Origin of the sequence: Blattabacterium sp. (Cryptocercus punctulatus) str. Cpu, assembly GCF_000236405.1 — a bacterium.
Classification (GTDB): Bacteria; Bacteroidota; Bacteroidia; order Flavobacteriales; family Blattabacteriaceae; genus Blattabacterium; species Blattabacterium punctulatus.
The window spans coordinates 368,585-389,270 of sequence record NC_016621.1; the positions used below are offsets into that span (position 1 = coordinate 368,585).

The 20,686-nt window shown below is 24.4% G+C and carries 18 protein-coding genes and 1 pseudogene; 7 read left to right on the forward strand and 12 right to left on the reverse strand.

Going from position 1 to position 20,686, the window contains the following annotated elements:
• Positions 1–3: 3 nt before the first annotated feature.
• The 8 genes from murG to rsmH are packed head-to-tail and all read right to left on the reverse strand — an operon-like array spanning position 4 to position 9,600.
• Positions 4–1,122, reverse strand: coding sequence for an undecaprenyldiphospho-muramoylpentapeptide beta-N-acetylglucosaminyltransferase (gene murG, locus BLBCPU_RS01810; RefSeq protein ID WP_014246295.1), 1,119 nt, complete (start codon positions 1,120–1,122; stop codon positions 4–6).
• Positions 1,100–2,317 (reverse strand): FtsW/RodA/SpoVE family cell cycle protein, encoded by a 1,218-nt coding sequence (locus BLBCPU_RS01815; protein WP_014246296.1) that lies wholly within the window; start codon positions 2,315–2,317, stop codon positions 1,100–1,102. Before BLBCPU_RS01815 ends, murG begins: the two co-directional genes overlap by 23 nt.
• Positions 2,292–3,665, reverse strand: a complete 1,374-nt coding sequence (murD, locus tag BLBCPU_RS01820; protein WP_014246297.1) for a UDP-N-acetylmuramoyl-L-alanine--D-glutamate ligase — start codon at positions 3,663–3,665, stop codon at positions 2,292–2,294. The genes BLBCPU_RS01815 and murD overlap by 26 nt, the downstream gene beginning before the upstream one ends.
• A gap of 13 nt (positions 3,666–3,678) precedes the next feature.
• Entirely contained in the window at positions 3,679–4,869 is a 1,191-nt protein-coding gene (gene mraY, locus BLBCPU_RS01825; protein WP_014246298.1) for a phospho-N-acetylmuramoyl-pentapeptide-transferase, read from the reverse strand.
• 12 nt (positions 4,870–4,881) lie between these two features.
• On the reverse strand, positions 4,882–6,351 hold the full coding sequence (locus BLBCPU_RS01830) for a UDP-N-acetylmuramoyl-L-alanyl-D-glutamate--2,6-diaminopimelate ligase (protein ID WP_014246299.1): 1,470 nt from the start codon (positions 6,349–6,351) through the stop codon (positions 4,882–4,884).
• The gene (locus BLBCPU_RS01835) at positions 6,348–8,336 is read right to left on the reverse strand and encodes a penicillin-binding protein (protein ID WP_014246300.1); all 1,989 of its coding nucleotides are present in this window, start codon (positions 8,334–8,336) and stop codon (positions 6,348–6,350) included. Before BLBCPU_RS01835 ends, BLBCPU_RS01830 begins: the two co-directional genes overlap by 4 nt.
• Positions 8,333–8,671, reverse strand: a complete 339-nt coding sequence (locus BLBCPU_RS01840; protein ID WP_014246301.1) for an FtsL-like putative cell division protein — start codon at positions 8,669–8,671, stop codon at positions 8,333–8,335. The genes BLBCPU_RS01835 and BLBCPU_RS01840 overlap by 4 nt, the downstream gene beginning before the upstream one ends.
• A gap of 14 nt (positions 8,672–8,685) precedes the next feature.
• Positions 8,686–9,600 (reverse strand): 16S rRNA (cytosine(1402)-N(4))-methyltransferase RsmH, encoded by a 915-nt coding sequence (rsmH, locus tag BLBCPU_RS01845; protein WP_014246302.1) that lies wholly within the window; start codon positions 9,598–9,600, stop codon positions 8,686–8,688.
• A 535-nt stretch (positions 9,601–10,135) separates the two neighbouring features.
• Between rsmH and BLBCPU_RS01850 the strand changes: the two genes are divergently transcribed.
• The gene (locus tag BLBCPU_RS01850; RefSeq protein ID WP_014246303.1) at positions 10,136–11,227 is read left to right on the forward strand and encodes an LptF/LptG family permease; all 1,092 of its coding nucleotides are present in this window, start codon (positions 10,136–10,138) and stop codon (positions 11,225–11,227) included.
• On the opposite strand, the gene BLBCPU_RS01855 is transcribed toward BLBCPU_RS01850, so the two are convergent.
• Positions 11,224–12,726: a Do family serine endopeptidase gene (locus BLBCPU_RS01855; protein WP_014246304.1), complete on the reverse strand. Its 1,503-nt coding sequence runs from the start codon at positions 12,724–12,726 to the stop codon at positions 11,224–11,226. The genes BLBCPU_RS01850 and BLBCPU_RS01855 overlap by 4 nt on opposite strands.
• 115 nt (positions 12,727–12,841) lie before the next feature.
• Between BLBCPU_RS01855 and dapF the strand changes: the two genes are divergently transcribed.
• Both dapF and BLBCPU_RS01865 read left to right on the forward strand, forming a co-directional pair.
• Positions 12,842–13,654, forward strand: a complete 813-nt coding sequence (gene dapF, locus BLBCPU_RS01860) for a diaminopimelate epimerase (RefSeq protein WP_014246305.1) — start codon at positions 12,842–12,844, stop codon at positions 13,652–13,654.
• 12 nt (positions 13,655–13,666) lie between these two features.
• Complete coding sequence (locus tag BLBCPU_RS01865; RefSeq protein WP_014246306.1) at positions 13,667–14,764, forward strand: M42 family metallopeptidase; 1,098 nt, start codon at positions 13,667–13,669, stop codon at positions 14,762–14,764.
• Here BLBCPU_RS01865 and ychF read toward each other — a convergent pair.
• Complete coding sequence (ychF, locus tag BLBCPU_RS01870) at positions 14,754–15,773, reverse strand: redox-regulated ATPase YchF (protein WP_014246307.1); 1,020 nt, start codon at positions 15,771–15,773, stop codon at positions 14,754–14,756. The two genes, BLBCPU_RS01865 and ychF, sit on opposite strands and share 11 nt — an antisense overlap.
• 85 nt (positions 15,774–15,858) lie before the next feature.
• Between ychF and tatC the strand changes: the two are divergent.
• Positions 15,859–16,663, forward strand: a pseudogene (gene tatC, locus BLBCPU_RS01875) (twin-arginine translocase subunit TatC).
• A gap of 33 nt (positions 16,664–16,696) precedes the next feature.
• Here tatC and BLBCPU_RS01880 read toward each other — a convergent pair.
• Both BLBCPU_RS01880 and smpB read right to left on the reverse strand, forming a co-directional pair.
• A complete protein-coding gene (locus BLBCPU_RS01880; RefSeq protein WP_014246309.1) occupies positions 16,697–17,941 on the reverse strand; it encodes an OmpA family protein in 1,245 nt (414 codons plus the stop codon).
• Positions 17,942–18,012: 71 nt separating this feature from the next.
• Positions 18,013–18,444 carry an SsrA-binding protein SmpB gene (smpB, locus tag BLBCPU_RS01885; RefSeq protein ID WP_014246310.1) on the reverse strand — a complete coding sequence of 144 codons (432 nt, stop codon included), beginning with the start codon at positions 18,442–18,444 and terminating at the stop codon, positions 18,013–18,015.
• A 53-nt stretch (positions 18,445–18,497) separates the two neighbouring features.
• Here smpB and BLBCPU_RS01890 point away from each other — a divergent pair, with 53 nt between their 5' ends.
• From BLBCPU_RS01890 to BLBCPU_RS01900, 3 genes are read left to right on the forward strand one after another with little or no spacing between them, the layout of a single operon-like run.
• The gene (locus BLBCPU_RS01890) at positions 18,498–19,367 is read left to right on the forward strand and encodes a transketolase (RefSeq protein WP_014246311.1); all 870 of its coding nucleotides are present in this window, start codon (positions 18,498–18,500) and stop codon (positions 19,365–19,367) included.
• Between the two features lie 7 nt (positions 19,368–19,374).
• Positions 19,375–20,346, forward strand: coding sequence for a transketolase family protein (locus tag BLBCPU_RS01895; RefSeq protein ID WP_014246312.1), 972 nt, complete (start codon positions 19,375–19,377; stop codon positions 20,344–20,346).
• A gap of 7 nt (positions 20,347–20,353) precedes the next feature.
• Positions 20,354–20,683, forward strand: a complete 330-nt coding sequence (locus BLBCPU_RS01900) for a nucleotide pyrophosphohydrolase (protein WP_014246313.1) — start codon at positions 20,354–20,356, stop codon at positions 20,681–20,683.
• The last annotated feature ends 3 nt before the right edge of the window (positions 20,684–20,686 follow it).

Sequence of the window (20,686 nt, forward strand, 5' to 3'; positions counted from 1 at the left end):
AATTTATCCTAAAAGGATATGTAAAATTTCGTTAACAATATCGTTTGTTGCTTTAGGTTTCCCTAATTGTAAAATATTTTTACTCATTTTTTTTTTTTTATCAGAATCGTTAAGTATTTGTATTGTTGAATCCACTAATTTTTTCTCTATTTCTTCATTTTTAATTATTATAGCAGCCTCTTTTTCCTCCAATATTTTAGCATTTTTATTTTGATGATCATCTGAAGACCATGGAAAAGGAATTAATATATAAGGTTTCCCTATTAAACATATTTCTGATATGGTTAAAGCTCCTGCTCTAGATATAATAATATCTGCTGCTGCATAACATATCGGAATATTTTCAATAAACTCTATTACAATAAAATTTTTATGATTAGAAAGAGGATTATTTTTTTTTATTCTATGAATATTAGATTTTCCAACTTGCAAAATAAGTTGTATATCAAAATGGATCAGTTTTTTTAATCCATTCATCCAAGCATTGTTGATACTATTGGACCCTTGACTTCCTCCCATAGATAGAATAATAGGTCGATTTTTTTTTAATCCTAAATAATGACAAGCTTTATTTCTACTAGAAAATTTTTTCAATATTTCAGATCGTACTGGATTACCCGTAATTATAGTTTTTCCCTTAGGGAAATATTTTCTTGATTCTTCAAAAGCAATACATACTTTTTGAGCATAACGAGAAAATATTTTATTGGTAAATCCAGGAAATGAATTTTGTTCTTGAATAATAATGGGAATTTTCTTTTTTTTTGCAGCATATAAAGTTGGAAAACTAACGTAACCACCAGTTCCAATAACTATATCTGGAGAAAATTTTTTTAAAATTTTTTTTGCTAAAAAGTAACTATACACTAATTTTATTGATTGAATAAAAAATCCTGATATAGAAAAAAATTTATCTTTCCCACCTGAAATACAAATACCTTCAATTTGATATCCAAATTTAGGTATTTCTTGCATTTCCATGTTATTCTTAGATCCAATAAATAAAATATTGACTTCTGGAATCTGTTTTTTAAGCTCATCTGCTATAGCTATTCCTGGATAAATATGTCCACCTGTTCCTCCACTTCCAATAATTATTCTAGGTGGAAAAGTATTTTTCATTATGATTTTTTTTCCTTTTTTCTATGTTCTTATAATAAGAATCATCATATATAATTCTACTTACACTCAATATTATACCAAAACTAAAAAAGGTAATCCACATAGAAGTACCTCCAGCACTAATAAGTGGTAAAGTTTGTCCTGTCACAGGGAATAACCCTACAGAGATTCCCATATTAATGAGTGCTTGATTTATAATAGGGACCCCTACAGAAAGAACCAATAAAGTACAAAAATAATTTTGTACTTTCGTAGCAATCACCATAATTCTAAGCAAAATAAGAATATAAATAAACAGAAGAATAATTCCTCCAAAAGATCCATATTCTTCTATAATAATAGCATAAATAAAATCTGAAGAAGATTGGGGAAGAAAAGCCTTCAAAACACTTTTTCCAGGGCCACGACCAAATTTATTTCCTAAAATAATGGCTGTTTTAGATTGTTTTATTTGATAATTTTCTTCAGATTCATTATTAAGAAAATTTTCTATACGATTTTTCCATGTATAAACTCTATTTATAGGTTTTTTTTCCCCCCATTTTATTACATAAAAAATATAGATTCCTGCTGAGATTATTCCCATAAATAAAATCCCTATAATTCCTGTAAAAGGATATCCTCCTATAAAAAGAATAATCAAAACTGAAATAAAAACAATTACAGCAGTAGAACCATTAGCGGGAAATATCAATCCAAGAATAAAAAAAATAGGAAAAATTAAGTAAAAAAAGGAATTAATAAAATAAATTTTTTCTTTATTTTTTCTTGCTAAATATCTAGCACAGTAAATAAAAATAACTAATCCAGCAATATTGGAAGTTTGAAAAGATATATTAATAATGGGTATATGCAACCAACGAGATGCATTTACCCCATCTAATTCTTTCCCTTGGTTAATTGTAAAAATAAGTAAAATTAAAATTATAGGAATTGTAAGTATAGAAAAACGATAAAAATATTTATAGTCTATAAATTGAGTAAAAAAAAGAATTCCAAACCCCACTAACAAAAAAATGGTATGTCTTAATAAATAACGGAATACAGTATTCGACTCTACTCCATATATAGTAACCAAATTTGTGCTTGCTGAGTATACTGGTAAAAAGGAAAATATAGCTAATAAGGTAATAAATGCCCATAAATATCTATCTCCTTTTATATATTTATTAAAAAAAATATCTATTTTTTTCATAGAAAATTTTTTTTACTTCTTGTTTAAATTTATGACCTCTTTCCTTATAATCTTTAAAAATATCCAAACTAGAACATGCAGGAGATAATAATATATTATCTCCAGGCATAGATAATATGTAAGCTATTCGAACCGCATTTTTAAGGCATTCTGTTATTATAATAATATCAATAAAATCTTGAAAAAAATTTATAAATTTTTTATTTTTTTTTCCTAAAAAAATTATAAATTTTACTTTTTTTTTAACCAATGGTAATAATTCACTATAATCATTTCCTTTATCTTTTCCTCCTACAATCCATATTGTAGGAGAATTCATACTTTTTAATGCATAAAAAACTGCATTTACATTAGTAGCTTTAGAATCATTAATAAATTGTACTCCATTAATATTTAATACTTTTTCCATCCTATGTTCTATAGGAGAAAAGTCCAATAAAGAATGGATAATAGATTTCTTTTTAACATTCAATATTTTAGAAATAATAACTGATGCTAATATATTATATAAATTATGATCGCCCTTTAAAGATATTTTTTCTATATTTAGAAGACATATTTCTTTTTTATTTTTTTTTTTACGAAAAAAAATATTATTCCATTTGATATAAGCCCCTACCTTCAATTCTTCTTTTATAGAAAAAGGGATACAATGAGATAAAATTTTATATTTTTTTAATTCCTTTTTTATAATAGGGTCATCATAATTATAAATAAAAATATCTTCCTTATTTTGATTAGTAACAATTCTAAATTTAGAAGATATATATCCTTGAAAATTCTTATATATATTCAAATGATCCCTTGTTATATTTAATAATACTGCAATATTTGAACGAAAATTAAAACAATCATCCAGTTGAAAACTACTCACTTCTAATACATAAAATTCTTTTTTTTTTAGTACTTCTTTGGAAAAACTATTTCCAATATTTCCTGCAATTCCTACATGAAATCCATCTTTTTTAAGAATTTGGTACACAATAGAACTTGTTGTAGTTTTTCCATTACTTCCTGTAATACTAATAATATAAGAAGAATTAAGATAACTTTTTCCAAATTCTAACTCGGAAATAATGGGAATTCCTAAAAAATTAATTTTTTTTATCAAAATATTTTCTCTAGAAATACCCGGACTTTTGATCACTTTGATAGCTTTAAGAATCATATTTTCTGTATGTCCTTTTTCTTCAAAAGGAATTTGATTTTCTACTAAAATTTTTTTATATTTATTTAGAATAATTCCAGAATCAGATAAAAATATTTTTAAACCATTTTTTTTAGCTAATAAAGCTGCCCCAATTCCACTCTCTCCTCCTCCCAATACAACAATGAATTTTTTTTTCATTGTATTATTTTTTTTATGTTATTAATAAAATAACTACTATCATAGAAAGCATCATTTGTATGATTAAAAAACGATAGACTATTTTACTTTCATGATAACCTAGTTTTTGAAAATGATGATGTAAAGGAGCCATCAGAAAAATTCTTTTTCCTATTCCATATTTTATTTTATAAAATTTAAAATACAACACTTGTATTATTACAGAAAAATTTTCAATAAAAAAAATTCCACATAAAATAGGAAGTATTAATTCTTTTCTAATTAATATGGATATTGCTGCAATGACACCTCCTATAGTTAAACTTCCACAATCTCCCATAAAAATTTGTGCTGGATAGGCATTATACCAAAGAAATCCAATTAAAGATCCTAAAAAAGAAAATGAGAATATTGTGATTTCTCCTATATTAGGAATATACAAAAAATGAAAAAAATAGGAGTAAATTTTACTACTGGAAATTAAAGAAAATAAGGATAATGTTGCAAATATAATCGAAGATACCCCAGCAGTTAATCCATCAATCCCATCGGTTATATTAGCCCCATTAGATATAAATGTAATAATTATAATAACGATAGGTACGAAAATAATCCATGTATATTTTTTCCATTTTTTTTTAAAAATATTGGCGTAGTCAAATTCATTTATATGGGAAAAAATAGGAATATTTGTTTTAAAATTATGTTCTTCAGATACTAATAAAGATGGATATTTTTTAGAACAATAATCTATTTTTTGATTAAAAGTAGTGATTTTTTTATTAAAAGACATAAAAACTCCGATAAAAATACCTAGGATTATTTGACCTAATATTTTTCCCATGAAACTAAGTCCATTTTTATGATATTTTATTTTTATATAATCATCTATAAAACCAAGTACTCCCATCCATAATGTAGTAATTATCAAAATTAGGATATATAAATTATTTAATCTTGAAAAGACCATGGTAGGAATTAATGCAGAAATTATAATAATTAATCCTCCCATTGTAGGAGTCCCTTCTTTTTCTTTTTGTTCCTTTAGACCCAAATTTCGTACTCGTTCTCCTATACTTTTTTTTTTATTCCATAAAATAATTTTTTTATTGGTAAAAAAGGATATACAAATAGATAAAATAAATGCTATTACAGATCTATAAAAAACAGAATTTATGATTATAGAATTTGAAATTAAATACTTAAAAATAGGAAAAATGATCATACATATCAATCCTTATCTATTATAATTTTTTAATAACGTTTTAGCAATTTTCATATCGTTAAAAGGGTAACGTATTCCTTTAATTTCTTGATAATTTTCGTGTCCTTTTCCTGCTAGAACAATAATATCTTTCTTTTTTGCTAATTGAATAGCTTTTTTAATAGCTTCTTTTCGATTAACAATTGTCAAAATATCCTTTTTTTTTAAATATGATCTAAACTTTTTCATATCAATTAATATTTTTTTGGGGTCCTCTTCCCTAGGATTATCTGATGTAAAAATTGATCTATCACATAAATCATAAACAATTTTTCCCATTAATGAACGTTTTTTTTTATCTCTATTTCCTCCACAACCTATTACGCAAATTAACTTTTCCTCTTTTTTTTTTATTTTTTTAATAGTATTTAAAACCGTTTTTAATCCATTTGGATTATGAGCATAATCAACAATTATACGAATTCCAGAATAGGATATAAATTGTTCAAAACGCCCTTTTATAGGTTTTATAGTCTTTATTTTTTTTAATATTTCATATTTTTTTTTACCCAATAATATAGCTGTAGCGTAACTTGCCAATAGATTATAAATATTAAATTTTCCAATTAAACCGATAAAAAATTTATTTTTATCCATTATTAATTCATTACCATTGATATTTTCTTTTAAAATTTTAATTTTAAAATCTGCTTTTTTTTTTATTCCGTAAAAATAAATTTTAGCCAAAACATTTTTTATTATTTTATGTGAATTTTTGTCATCAACATTAATTAATGCAAAAGTATTTTTATGTAAAAAATTTTCAAAAAAAAATCTTTTAGTTGATAGATAATTATCAAAAGATTTATGGTAATCTAAATGATCATGTGTGATATTAGTAAATATTCCTCCTGTAAATAACAATCCTGTAATTCTTTTTTGATGAATTCCATGTGAACTTACTTCCATAAATGCATATTTACATCCTTTTTGGATCGATATATTTAAATATTTATTTATTTCAATAATATTTGGAGTTGTATGTAAAGTAGTAATTTTTTTCGACATAATTTTAATACCCATAGTAGAAATAAGTATATTTTTTTCTCCCATTTTATAAAATAAATAGTGAAGTATTGTAGCTATGGATGTTTTTCCATTTGTACCCGTAATGCCGACCAATTTTATTTTTTTGGTAGGATTATCATAAAAATTAGAAGAAATAGTTCCTAAAGCTTCTATTGAATCTTTTACGAGGACATAGGTTATAGATTTTTGTATTAAAGAAGGTTTTTTTTCGCAAACTATGATATTTGCTCCATTTTGGATAGCCTCTATAATAAACAAATGACCATCTGTATTTATTCCTTGATTAGCTATAAAAATTATATTTTTTTTTACCATTTTAGAATGTATAGAAATCCCTTCTATCCATTTTTTAGAATATCCTATGATTTTTAATATATTCACTTTTATTAAAATATCCATTAGTAGTTTTTTCATTCTTCTAATTTCAGAAAAATAACTTTATTTTTTTTCAATTTATTTCCTGGCTTTATAGACTGAAAATAAACTTTTCCTATCCCTTTATATTGTATTTTTATACCTCTATTTTCTAATAGAGGTATAATTTCTTTTCCTGGAAAAGAAATTATATTAGGCATAATCCCTTGATCAAAATAATGGATTAACGAAGAATTTTTTGATTCTTTAATTTTTTTTATAAAATTAATATCTACTTTATTATTTTTGTTAAGATACTTTTTTCCAATTTTTGGATAAATTGATCTAGCTATTTTATCAAATACTGGTACAGCAATTTCTATTCCGTAATATCCTTTTTCTGGTTTTGAAATAACTACAATACAAGAATATTTTGGATTTTTTGCAGGAAAATATCCTACAAAAGAACTATTGTAAGACAAAGGTTTACCTTTTATCCAATAATCTAATTGGGTTGTACCAGTTTTTCCTGCATAAGGATATTCTGGATGATAATATTTTTTAGCTGTTCCATTTTTTACCACTCCTTCTAGCATATTTTGAATTTTTTTTATAGATTTTTTTGATGCAATAGAAGGATTCATTACAATAGGTATTGGATATTTTTTAATACTTTTTCCATAAAATTTAATATCTCTAATAAAAATAGGTTTGATCATGATTCCTTTATTAGCAATAGAATTATAAAAAGTTAGAATTTGTAAAGGAGTTAGTTTCAAATTATATCCGAAAGTCATCCATGGTAATGTAATACTACTCCAATTATCTCCACCAGGTTTTGGAATAAAAGGGGAACTTTCACCTGGAATATCTATTCCAATTTTTTTATCTAATTTCCATTTTATAAAATGTTCTATGAATTTTTTCGGATTTTCTTTGTAATTTTTATAAATAATTTTTGCTATTCCTACATTTGAAGAATGTTCCAAAATTTGTTTTAAATTCATTTTTCTATATCCACTGTAATGACTATCTCGGATTTTTTTTCCTCTTAATTTCATAATCCCATCTTTAGTATTCACCATCATGTCCATTTCTATTTTTTTATCTTCTAAAGCTGCTAGAATTGCCATAGTTTTGAAAGTAGATCCAGGTTCACTACATTCCCATACAGAAAAATTTCTTAAATCTTCATAAATATTTTTTTTTGTTTTTTCTAAATTAATCATAGCACTAATTTCACCACTTTTTACCTTCATAAGAATAACACATCCATGATCTGCATGAGAAATAGTTAGTTCATGAAGTAAAGCATTATAAGCAATATCTTGTAAAGATATATCTATAGTAGAATAGACATCTTTTCCATCTTCGGGATCAATTTCATTCCCTGAATTTAAGGGTTTCCATATATTAGAACTAATCCTCTGTTCTAATCGTTGTCCATTTTTTCCTTTAAGATACTTACTAAAAGCTCCTTCTAGACCAACTTTTCCCCTATGATCATCGTATCCTAAAGTTCTTTTTCCTATACTTTCTAATGTATGGACTCTGAAATTTTTTTTTTCTACAATAAAACCTCCTCGTATTTTTCCTTTATTAAAAATTGGAAAATTTCGTAATTTTTTAAAGTGTGGATAATCTAAATTTTTTACTAATAAAAAATATCTATTTCCTTTTTTTTTTTCGTATTGAAATTTTTTATAAAAAAAATTTCTTGGTTTTTTAAATAAAGATTCTAAAGAATTACACAAAAAAAAAATATTTTCTTTAAATAATTTTTCTGATATTGATCTAAAATCAATATGAATATCATATTTTATGATAGACATTGCTAAAATACTGCTATCTAATGCATAAATATTTCCCCTTTTTGCCTTAATTAAATTAGTTCTAATTGTTTTTTCTATAAAAGAATTTTTATATTTATATGAACAATTCTGAATGTAGAATAAATTAAAAATAATCAGGGAAGCAATAAAAAGAAATAAAAAACCAATGAAGTAGGATTTATACAATAACATATACCTTTTTTGTTTCATCATTTTCTTTTTAGATCCATATCTTTGTTATCTACTAAAATTAATTCGTATGGTGGCTCCTCTAAATATTTTAAACCATTAATCTTTACTAGTTTATTTAAAACGGAAGATAGTTTCATTTTCAAAAATTTACTATGAATATCTGCATACTCAGATTGAAGTTCTTTTATTTCTTCATTTATATTCGTAATTTTTCTAATTTTACGATCCATTATATGAGAACTAGTAATGCTTATTAAAGATAAAATAGTAATAAAAACAATAAAATTCCAACTACGATATGCATCTTCCTTCACTAAAAATTTTCCTTTCAGTATATCTTTGAAATTAGTCTTCATTAATTATTATTGATTTATAGTTTTTCCGCAATTCTTAACTTAGCACTTCTAGATCTTGGATTGTCAATAATTTCTTGAATACTAGGTTTAATGACTTTTTTATGAATCATTTTAAATGGAATTATATCGATCTGACTACTATTTTTTGGTTTAAATAATCCTGTTTTAAAAAAATATTTTGTAATTCTATCTTCTATTGAATGATAAGAAATCACGGAAATTCTACCTCCTGGTAGGATAACTTCCGAAGATTCTAGTAAAAAATTTTTTAAAATATTTATTTCATTATTAACTTCTATTCGTATAGACTGAAAAAGTCTAGAAAAAAATTTTTTTCTTTTATTAAAAGAAGATTTTTTAAGAAAAAAAATATTTTTTAAATCTAAGGTAGTTGTAATAGGTTTTTTTAAACGTCTTTTTAATATTTTTTCAGTAATTTTTACTGCATTTTTGAAATCTCCATATTTGTAAAATATATTAAATAATTCATTTTTTGAATATTTATTGATCACATGTAAAGCAGAATAAGAATTTATATTCTGATTCATTCTCATATCTAAAGGACAGTTTAATTGATGAGAAAATCCTCTTATAGGATTATCCATTTGAAAAGAAGATATCCCTAAATCAGCTAATAATCCTGATACTTTTTTAATATGAAGTTTTTTCAATACATTTTTTATATGTATAAAATTTTTTTGGAATAAATGAAAACGTTTATCCTTGATGAAATTATTTTTTATAGATTCTTCATCTTGATCCAAAGCAATTAAAATAGCTTTTCGATCTAATTTTTTTAAAATTTCATAAGAATGTCCTCCTCCACCAAATGTAACATCTATATAAATTCCATTTTTATCTGTAACTAAATTATCTATACTTTCTTTGAGTAGAACTGGTTTATGGTAATAATCATGTTGAAATTTCATTTTTTACTCTTTGAATAGGTATTTATTTTCTATTGAAAACGAAATTATGCTTTATCCTTATATTTTTCACATATAATTTGGTAAAATTTTTATTAAAAATTTAATTTAATAAATATTATAAAAACATCCTCTATAATAGATAAAAAAATCATGTAAAAATAGAAACTTCTATTTTTATTCTAGTAAATTTAAAATAAAGTGTTAAATCTATTCCAAACTAATGAACTATATGATGTTGGATATAAGATTTTTTATAAAAAAAATCTATACTTAAAAAAATAATGTAGATTTTAAAATTTATTTTATCAAAAAATTTAATAAAATTATTAAATAAAGTATAATGTTAAAATATTTTATTTTATTATAATAGGTTGGAATATATGATGATGGAGGTAGATAATGAATGTATCCTTATATAACCTTTATTTATTATTATTTTAATTTAATAAAAAAAACTAAAAATAATTTTTTTAAAAATTACTTTTTTTTTATTGAAAATAATCTATAATTTATTCATGAAAAGAACATTCATAAAATGAAAAAAATAGATCGTTATATTATTTATAATGTTCTTATTACTTATATATTTATTACTTTTTTTTTACAGATACTATCTATAGTTATAGATATTTCTCAACGTATGCATAGGTTGGAAAACAATCAAGGATCAATCAAACAGGCTTTAATTCATTATTACCCATTTTGGTCTATATGGTTAGCCAATACTTTTTCCCCTATTTCCGTTTTTTTATCTATTATTTTTTTTACATCTAGATTAACTAAAAATTCAGAAATGACCGCTATTCTAAGTAGTGGAATTAGTTTAAAAAGAATTACTATTCCTTATTTAATTTCAGCATTTTTAATCGGAGGATTTTCTTTAATCATGAATTATTCTTTTTTACCCATGGCTAACAAAATAAAAAATAAATTTCATTATCAATATTTATTAAGTTTAAGCCAAAAAAGTAAATACGAAAATAGTAAAGCAATAAGTACTCAAATTTCCAATAATGAATATCTATTCATTAGAAATTTTTCAAAAAAAAAAAATATAGGACATGGATTTACCTATCAAAAACTTAATGGGAATAAATTAGTATATATTTTAAAAGCTAAAAATATTTTTTGGTCCAAAAAATATCGTATATATATTCTACATGATTATATAGAAACTTATATAAAAAAGAATAAAGATATATTATTCAAAGGAATTTATATAAAAAAAAATTTTTCTATGACTCCGGAAGAACTTTTACCGGAAGAGTATATAGCAGAAACTATGACCATTTCAGAACTTAAAAAATTTATTAATATAGAAAAAAAAAAAAGAAGCCATAACATAAATAGGCATTTGAATGAGTATTATCAAAGAACAAGTTTACCTTTTTCTACTTTTATATTTACTATTTTAGGATTATCGATATCATCAAAAATGAAAAAGGGAGGAATAGGAGTAAATCTCATTATTGGATTAATATTAGCTTTTTTTTATATTTTTTTTATAGAAATATCAAAAGTATACTCTACCAAAGAGTATTTCCCTTCTTATTTATCTATTTGGCTTCCAAATATAATTATGGGAGTAATCACATTATTCATTTATTGGAATAGAAATAAAAATTAATTCATTTCAAATCCTACGATATATACTTGACCATTTTGTTTAATAGATTTTATAGTTACATCTCCTTTGTATCTTTTTAAGATACGATCTACATCATTAGGTTTTCTTATTTTTTCTCCATTAATAGATAAAATAATATCTCCTTCTTCTAAACCTATAGAACTTAAACGACCGGTTCTTATTTCTGTAATTCTAATACCATAATTAATTCCAAAATCTTTTTTGGAATCTTTTCCAAGAATTTCAAAAGTAGCACCTAGTAATTCCGATGGTGTTATTTCTTCTCTTTTTCTAATTTTTGTTCTCCCTTGTGAATCTTTTAAAGTAACGTTAAAAGTTTTTTTTTCTTTGTTACGTAAAATATTAACTTTTACCTTATCTCCTGGATGTTTAGTTCCAACTATAAAAGATAAATCTGCTACATTTTGAATCGGTTTTCCGTCTATATTTTTTATAATATCTCCTTTTTGAAGACCTGCTTCATAGGCACCACTTTTGTCAAATACTTCTCCAATTAAAAATCCTTGTTGTGGTTTTATATTTTGATGTGTTTCATTATTATAAGATTTTAAATATTCTGCTTTAGAAAGATCCATTCCTCTAACTCCTAAATATGCACGTTGTACCGTTCCGTATTTCTTTATATCCTGTATTACTTTTCCAACTAAATTTGAAGGAGCGGAAAAACTATATCCTATAAAATTTCCTGAATTAGAAGAAATTGCCGTATTAATTCCAATTAGTTCCCCATTAGTATTTACTAATGCTCCTCCACTATTACCAGGATTAACAGCTGCATCTGTTTGAAAGAAAGATTCTATAGCTGTTTGAGTCTCTCCTCTTAATATTCCTAAATTTCTATTTTTAGCACTTATGATACCTGCAGTAACAGTAGAATTCAAATCAAAAGGATTTCCTATTGCTAAAACCCATTCTCCTACTTGTACTTTATTAGAATCCGAAAAATAAATAAAAGGTAATTTTTTTTCATTAATTTTTAATAAAGCTATATCCGTACTTGTATCTGTACCAATCAATTTTGCTCTATAAGTTCTTTGATCACTAAGAGTAATTTCTATTTTATCTGCATCTTTTATGACATGATTATTTGTAACAATATATCCATCAGGAGATATTATGACTCCAGATCCATGAAGTCCAGGTATCTCATTTCTTTGAGGTATTTTTCCTCTTCCTCCAAAATCATCAGGAAATCCAAAAAAAAAGTCAAATGGATCAAAATTCAATCGATTACTATATTTTTTAGAATAATTTTTTACATTTACTACCGCATGTATTGTTTTTTCTACTACTCTTGTAAAATCAGGTAATCCAGCAGAACTAATTAATGAAGATGAGTTTGAGGGTATCGTTCTTTCCAACGAAGATCCATATGGAAATAATTGGGAATCTTCTTTAGTATATTTTTTGTATACTGCAATAGTCATTACTGAGCTCATGATACTACTAATCACAATATAAACAACTATTTTTTTCATTTTTATTTCTTCTTATTATAAGATAACTATCCTTATTACACAAATATATAAATATGATACTTATAAAGTAAACTTTATTCAAAAAATAATGTTAACTTTTTCTTAATATTTATTTATGAAATTAAATTTTTTTAAATACCAAGGAACGGGAAATGATTTTATAATACTAGATATTAGAAAAAAAAAAATTCCGGTATGTCTCCCTGCTTTGTTTACAAAATTATGTAATAGGAATTTTGGAATTGGAGCTGATGGAATTATTTTAATTAAAAATGATTCTCAAAGCAATTTTTATATGAAATATTATAATTCTGATGGAAAAGAAAGTACAATGTGTGGTAATGGAGCACGTTGTGCAATTTTATTTTCGAAAAAATTAGGAATAAAAAAAAAAAATAAAATCTATTTTAGAGCTATAGATGGAATTCACTATGGTATAATAAAGGATAAAAATTTGATATGCATAAATCTCATGGACATAGAAATAAATATGATCCAAATTTATCCAAATTATACTATTTTAAATACTGGATCTCCACATTATATTCTTTTTGTAGAAAATATTCAAAAAATAGATGTTAATAAAGAAGGTAGAAAAATTAGATTTCAAAAACCTTATGAAGAAGATGGTATCAATGTTAACTTTGTAGAAGTTATTGGAAATAATATGATAAAAGTACGGACTTACGAAAGAGGAGTGGAAAAAGAAACTTTATCCTGTGGAACAGGAGTTACAGCTTCTTCTATTGCAGCTTATGAAAAAGGGGTTTTTGCATATTATTATAATAATGTTTATGGAAAGGTATTAGCCTATACTTTAGGAGGAAAATTATGGATTTCATTTAAAAAAATACATGATAAATATTATAAAGAAATAAATTTAACAGGATCGGTAAAATTTATTTTTGAAGGATATATTAATATTTAATGATAAAAAATTATGGATAATAAAAACCGTTATTCAATAAGTGATCAATCTATAAGATTTCTTAATAAATATTTAAATAGTTTTTCCCCAACTGGATACGAAAGTGAAGGTCAAAAAATATGGAAAGATTATATTAATTCTTATGTAGAAAAAATAGTAACTGATTTGTATGGAACCGTAGTAGGAATTATTAATCCAAATAATTCTCCTTACAAATTAATAATTGAAGCTCATGCAGATGAAATATCTTGGTATGTAAATTATATTACAAAAGATGGATTAATATATGTTTCCAGAAATGGAGGATCGGATCATCAAATAGCTCCATCAAAAAAAGTAGTTATACATACAAAAAAAGGATTAGTAAATGGGGTATTTGGTTGGCCAGCTATCCATACAAGAAAATCTTTAGAAGAAAAAAAACCTAATTTAGATAATATTTTCATAGATATTGGGGCTTTTGATAAAAAAGAAGTAGAAGAAATGGGTGTTCATGTAGGATGTTTTATCACTTATCCTGATGAATTTTTTATTATGAATCATAATTATTTTGTTTGTAGGTCATTGGATAATAAAATAGGAGGATTTATCATTGCAGAAGTAGCAAAAATGATAATAGAACATGGAATTGATTTACAATTTGGCTTATATGTGGTGAATTCGGTTCAAGAAGAAGTAGGATTGAGAGGAGCTAAAATGATTTCTCATGCAATAAAACCTCATATAGCTATTGTTACTGATGTAACACATGATACTTATACCCCGATGATTGATAAAAAAATACAGGGGGATATTAAATGTGGTTTAGGACCTGTGATTGGATATGCTCCTTCAATACATAAAAAAATTAGAGAATTTATTATTGATACGTCTAAAAATAAAAAAATTTCTTTTCAACGTTTAGTTTCATCTAGATATACGGGGACCGATACGGATGCTTTTGCATATTATAATAAGGGTGTTCTCTCTTCTTTAATTTCCATACCTCTTAAATATATGCATACTACAGTAGAAATGGTCCATAAAAAAGATGTGGAAAAAACAATACAGTTAATTTTTGAAACCTTAAAAGGAATTAACTATTCCAAAAAAAAATTTTTCATTGATTGAATCGAAAATGGATAATATCTCCATCTTTAATAAGATAATTTTTTCCTACTAAAAATGTTTTTCCTGCTTTTTTAGCTTTTTCTTTCGAACCATATTTGATAAAATCTTTGTAATGAATAATTTCTGCACAAATAAATCCTTTTTTTAAATCTGTATGTATTACCGAAGAAGCTTGGTAAGCAGTATAATGATTTGGAATTGACCAAGCACGTATTTCTTCTTTTCCTATTGTAAAAAAACTTTGTAAGTTTAATAACTTATATGATTCCTTAATAATCTTATTAATTCCGGAAATGTAATTTTTTTTCTGATCATATGATTTTTTTTTTAACGATAAAATGACTAAAGTTGATTTTTCCTTTTTTACCATTTCTTTTATCTTTTTTATATTAAAATCATTTTTATCATCTATATTACATACATAAAGGACTGGTTTAATAGTTAGTAACTGTAAATCCTCTATGTATTTTTTTTCATTATTTTTAAATGGAAATATTCTAATATTTTTTCCTTCTTTTAGAAAAGAAAAAACTTTTTGTAATAATATAGTACTTATAGATTTTTTATTTTTATAAGTTTTTTCTAGTCTTTTTTCTATCGTTTCTAGATCTTTGAACTGTAATTCTATATCAATAATTTCTTTATCCCTAATTGGGTTTATTTCCCCTTCTACATGAAGTACTCTAATATCGTTGAAACAACGAATCATATGGATTATTACATTTGTTTCACGAATATGGGATAGAAATTTATTACCTAATCCTTCTCCTTTATGTGAACCTTTAATTAATCCAGCAATATCTACTATTTTTATTTTTGATGGAACTATTTTATTGGGATTAATCAAGGTTTTTAATTCACATAATCTTTTATCTGGAATTTTTGTTATTCCATAATTTGGTTCTATGGTACAAAAAGGGAAATTTTTTGATAAAGCTTTAGAATTAGAAATAAGATTAAATAATGTTGATTTTCCTATATTTGGTAACCCAATAATTCCACATTTCATTGATGATAAAAATATTTTTCTGTGAAATTTACAATTTATTGTAAATAAAAAAGAAGTATTTTATCGTATTTCTATATATATTATTATGAAAAATGAAAAAAAAGAAAATGCCGTTTTGGGAACACATTGAAGATTTAAGAAAACATATGATTCATAGTTTATGTGCAATTATAATTTCAACTATTATTTTGATGAATAATAAATATGTTATATTTGATTATATTCTTTTCGGTCCCGCAAAAACAGATTTTATTACTTACCGAATATTTTCTAAATTAGAATTTCTTTTTTTTGGGATGAATCATAATCCTATTTTTTTTTTTACAAAAAATTTGGAAATACAAAATAGACAAATATTTGGCCAATTTAATATGTATATATGGACTTGTTTTCTCGGTGGATTTATTTTATCTTTTCCTTATATATTTTATGAATTTTGGAAATTTATAAAACCTGCTCTTACTGATGAAGAAAGAAAATATTCTCGGGGAATCATTATAACAGTTACATTTCTATTTATATTTGGAATTCTTTTTGGATATTTTATATTATGTCCATTTTTAATTCATTTTGGTTATACTTTTAGGATTAGTTCTATTCCAAAAAATATATTTGATTTATCGGATTATATATCTTTGATGATGCATTCTATACTTTCTATGGGTATAACTTTTTTATTCCCAATTTTTATCTATTTTCTTACTAAAATAGAATTAATAACTTATACATTTTTGAAAAAATATAGAAAACATGCTTTTTTGATAATATTAATTATTGCTTCTGCAATTACTCCTGGAGATATTTTAAGTACGATAATCGTTTTAATTCCTCTATTGATTCTTTATCAATTAAGTCTCTATATTTCATTTTCTTTTTCTAAAAGAAAATAAAAAACCCCTTAAAAATTAAGAGGTTTTTTATGATTATTTTTTGATTGTTATTTCAACATATCTTCCTTTACTTTTCTTTTTTGCAGATTTTATTAATCCTTTAACTTCCATCCTAGAAGGATCTATACCTTTGGTAACTAAAGCTTCAAATACAGAATTTGCTCTTTTTAAGGATAATATTTTATTATAAGAATATTTTCCATAAGAATCTGTATATCCATTTATATAAAATTTAGAATTAGGAAGTTTTTTGATCATAATTTCAGAAATTTGATTAATAATTTTTAATGAATTAGAAGATAATTTATATTTTCCAAGATTAAATAAAATAGGTTTAAAAATTATTTTATTTGGACATCCTTTATTTTCTTTTATTCCATATTTATTGGGACAAATATCTTCAATATCTGGAATATTATCAGAATCTGTATCCGGACATCCTTTAAATTTTTTTAATCCAAATTGATCAGGACATAAATCTTCTTTATCTAAAATACCATCGTTATCTAAATCCTCTTTTTCGAAACAAATTTTATTTTCATATTCCGAATTTTCTATAATATTTTTATCCTCTTTTTTTTCTATTATAGAAGGTAAATAAGAATCTTCTTTATTTATTTCTATTATTTTTTTTGGTTTTTTATTATCATAATCATCAGAATAATTTTCATTTTCTCCTCCAAAACGGAATACAAATCCAAGAGAATGTTTACAAAAATTTAAATAATCTCTTGAATGATTTGCAAATACATGATTATAGGTACTTTGAATATTAATCCCAAAATTAGATACAATCCAAAAATTGATACCTAATCCTCCATCTAATAGAAAAAAATTTTTCTTATTCAATTTATAAGTTTTTGATCCTGAAATCCTTAATGTTCTATTTTGATAATTAAATTGATGATACCCACCTCCTAATCTAAAATAAGGATCAAACCAATATTTAGGTAACAAATAGAAATTAATTCCAGGACCAAATTTTAAGAAAAATCCATCTATTATTCTCCATCTATTATTGTCAACCATTCCTAATGCCCCCTCTAAATATACCCCCAGATTATTATTGATATGATGTACCAATTCTACATTAGAAAAAATAGGATTGATGCTATTATTTTTTTTGTGTAAAAAAAATTTAATAGGATAACTCCTTGGATAATAATTAATATCATTTGCTCCTATTCGAATAGACCATTTTTTCTGAGAATATTGAGAGAATACAGATGAAAGTAAAACAAAAAAAGTAATAATAAAAAAATTAAATTTTTTTTTCATAGAACTATAATTTCTTTGAATTTGAACCTTAAACAAATATAAATTATATATATGATTTTAAAAATTATCTTTTAAAATATTCTTTTTATTTCACGAATCATATCTCTATTTTTGATAGATTTACGTTTATCATATATTTTTTTACCCTTAGCCAAAAAGATTTGGATTTTAACATATCCTGTTTTACTAAAAAATAATTTATTAGGAATAATAGTTAATCCAGGTACTTTTAACTTTTTTTCTATTTTTATTAGTTCTTTTTTAGTTAATAATAATTTTCTTTCTCTTCTACTTGAATGATTCCAAGTAGTTCCAAATTTATATTCAGAAATGTACATATTAATAGAATATAATTCTCCATTTTTTATCTGACAAAAACTTTCCGTTATATTAGCTTTATTTTGTCTTATAGATTTAACTTCAGTACCAAATAATTGAATTCCAGCTGTATATTCTTCTATAAAATTATATTGAAATCTTGCTTTTCTGTTTAGAATACTCATAATTAATTATTATTTTTGTGAAAAAATAAAATTCTATAAATTTTTTTAAAATTATGAATGTAAATGTACGTATACGTTATTTAAAAAATTTATGTACTCAAGTTAGAAGAGATATATTACGTATGGTAAATAACGCAAATTCTGGACATCCTGGTGGGTCCTTAGGATGTACTGAATTTTTTGTTGCTTTATATCAAGAAATAATGCATTATGATCCAAAAAAATTTTCTATGGAGGGAAAAGCAGAAGACCATTTTTTTTTATCAAATGGACATATATCTCCTGTTTATTATAGTGTATTAGCTCGTTCTGGTTTTTTTTCTATAAAAGAATTATCTTCTTTTAGAAAATTAAACTCTCGTTTACAAGGACATCCTTCTGTACATGGTAATCTTCCAGGAATACGAATTTCTTCAGGATCTTTGGGGCAAGGGATGTCGGTATCAATTGGTGTAGCTATATCTAAAAAACTTAGTAAAGATAATAATAGTCTTATTTATAGTTTACATGGAGATGGAGAATTGAATGAAGGACAGATATGGGAATCTGTTTTATATGCAGGATCTAAAGGTATAGATAATTATATAGCTACTGTAGATTACAATAGACAACAAATAGATGGAAATACCGATGAAGTACTTCCTCTTGGAAATCTAAAAAAAAAATTTGAATCTTTTGATTGGAAAGTTTTAGAAGAATTAAAAGGAAATAATATTCAAAAGGTTATTAATATTTTAAAAAAAGCAAAAAATGAGACTGGAAAAGGTAGCCCTGTCATAATTATTCTCTACACCGAAATGGGATACGGTGTAGATTTTATGGTAGGAAATAATGTATGGCATGGAAAATCTCCTAACGAAGAGGAATTAAAAAAAGCACTATTCCAACTTCCTGAAACTTTAGGGGATTTTCCAAAAATATAAAAAAATTATGATAAAAATATATAAAAATAAAGGATTCAAAGAAACTAGAGAAGGATTTGGAAAGGCTTTGACTTTATTAGGTCGAAAAAATCATCAAGTAGTTGCATTATGTGCAGATCTTACCGGTTCTTTATTTATGACTCGTTTTTCTAAAGAATTTCCTGAACGATTTTTTCAAATTGGAATTGCAGAGGCTAATATGATTGGAATAGCTGCGGGACTAAGTATTGGAAAATATATTCCTTTTGCTGGAACATTTGCAAATTTTGCAACATCTCGTGTATATGATCAGATACGTCAATCCATTGCTTATTCTTATAAAAATGTGAAAATATGTGCTTCTCATTCCGGATTAACACTTGGTGAAGATGGTGCCACACATCAAAGTTTAGAAGATATTGGAATGATGAAAATGCTTCCTGGTATGACAGTAATTAATACTTGCGATTATAACCAAACTTATGCAGCAACTTTATCTATAGCCAACTATTTAGGTCCAGTATACTTCCGATTTGGAAGGCCTGCTGTAGCTAATTTTACAGATGAAAATCAAATATTTGAAATTGGAAAAGCCCTTATTCTAACCGAAGGTAAAGATATTACTATTGTAAGTACTGGGCATTTAGTATGGGAATCTTTAGAAGCATCTAGAATATTATACGAAAAAGAGGGAATAACTTGTGAAGTTATTAATGTTCATACAATAAAACCATTAGATGAAAAACTAATATTAAATTCCATTGATAAAACAAAATGTATTGTAACAGCAGAAGAACATAATTATTTTGGGGGATTAGGAGAGAGTATAGCTAGAGTAATTACTACTAAAAGACTTTCTATACTTCAAAGTTTAGTTGCTGTTAATGATACTTTTGGTGAAAGTGGTAAGCCGATGGAGTTATTAAAAAAATATAAAATTGATCGTGATTCTATTATAAATCATGTCAAAATTTTACTAGAAAAAAAAAAGAATCAATAAAAAAAATTTGGAAATTAAAAATATACAAAAACTAGTTCATAATTGGATTATCAATTATGGAATACGTTATTTTAATATATTAACTAATACCATACTTTTATCTGAAGAAGTAGGTGAAGTTTCTAGAATTATTGCTAGAAATTACGGAGAACAATCCTTAAAAAAAGATTGTAAAGAAAAAGAAAATCTTGGAGAAGAATTATCCGATGTTTTGTTTGTATTAATTTGTTTAGCTAATCAAACTGGAATTGATTTAGAAGAATCTTTTCATAAAAAATTAAAAAAAAAAAAAATAAGAGATGGTGAAAGACATCATAACAATGAAAAATTAAAATAAAAA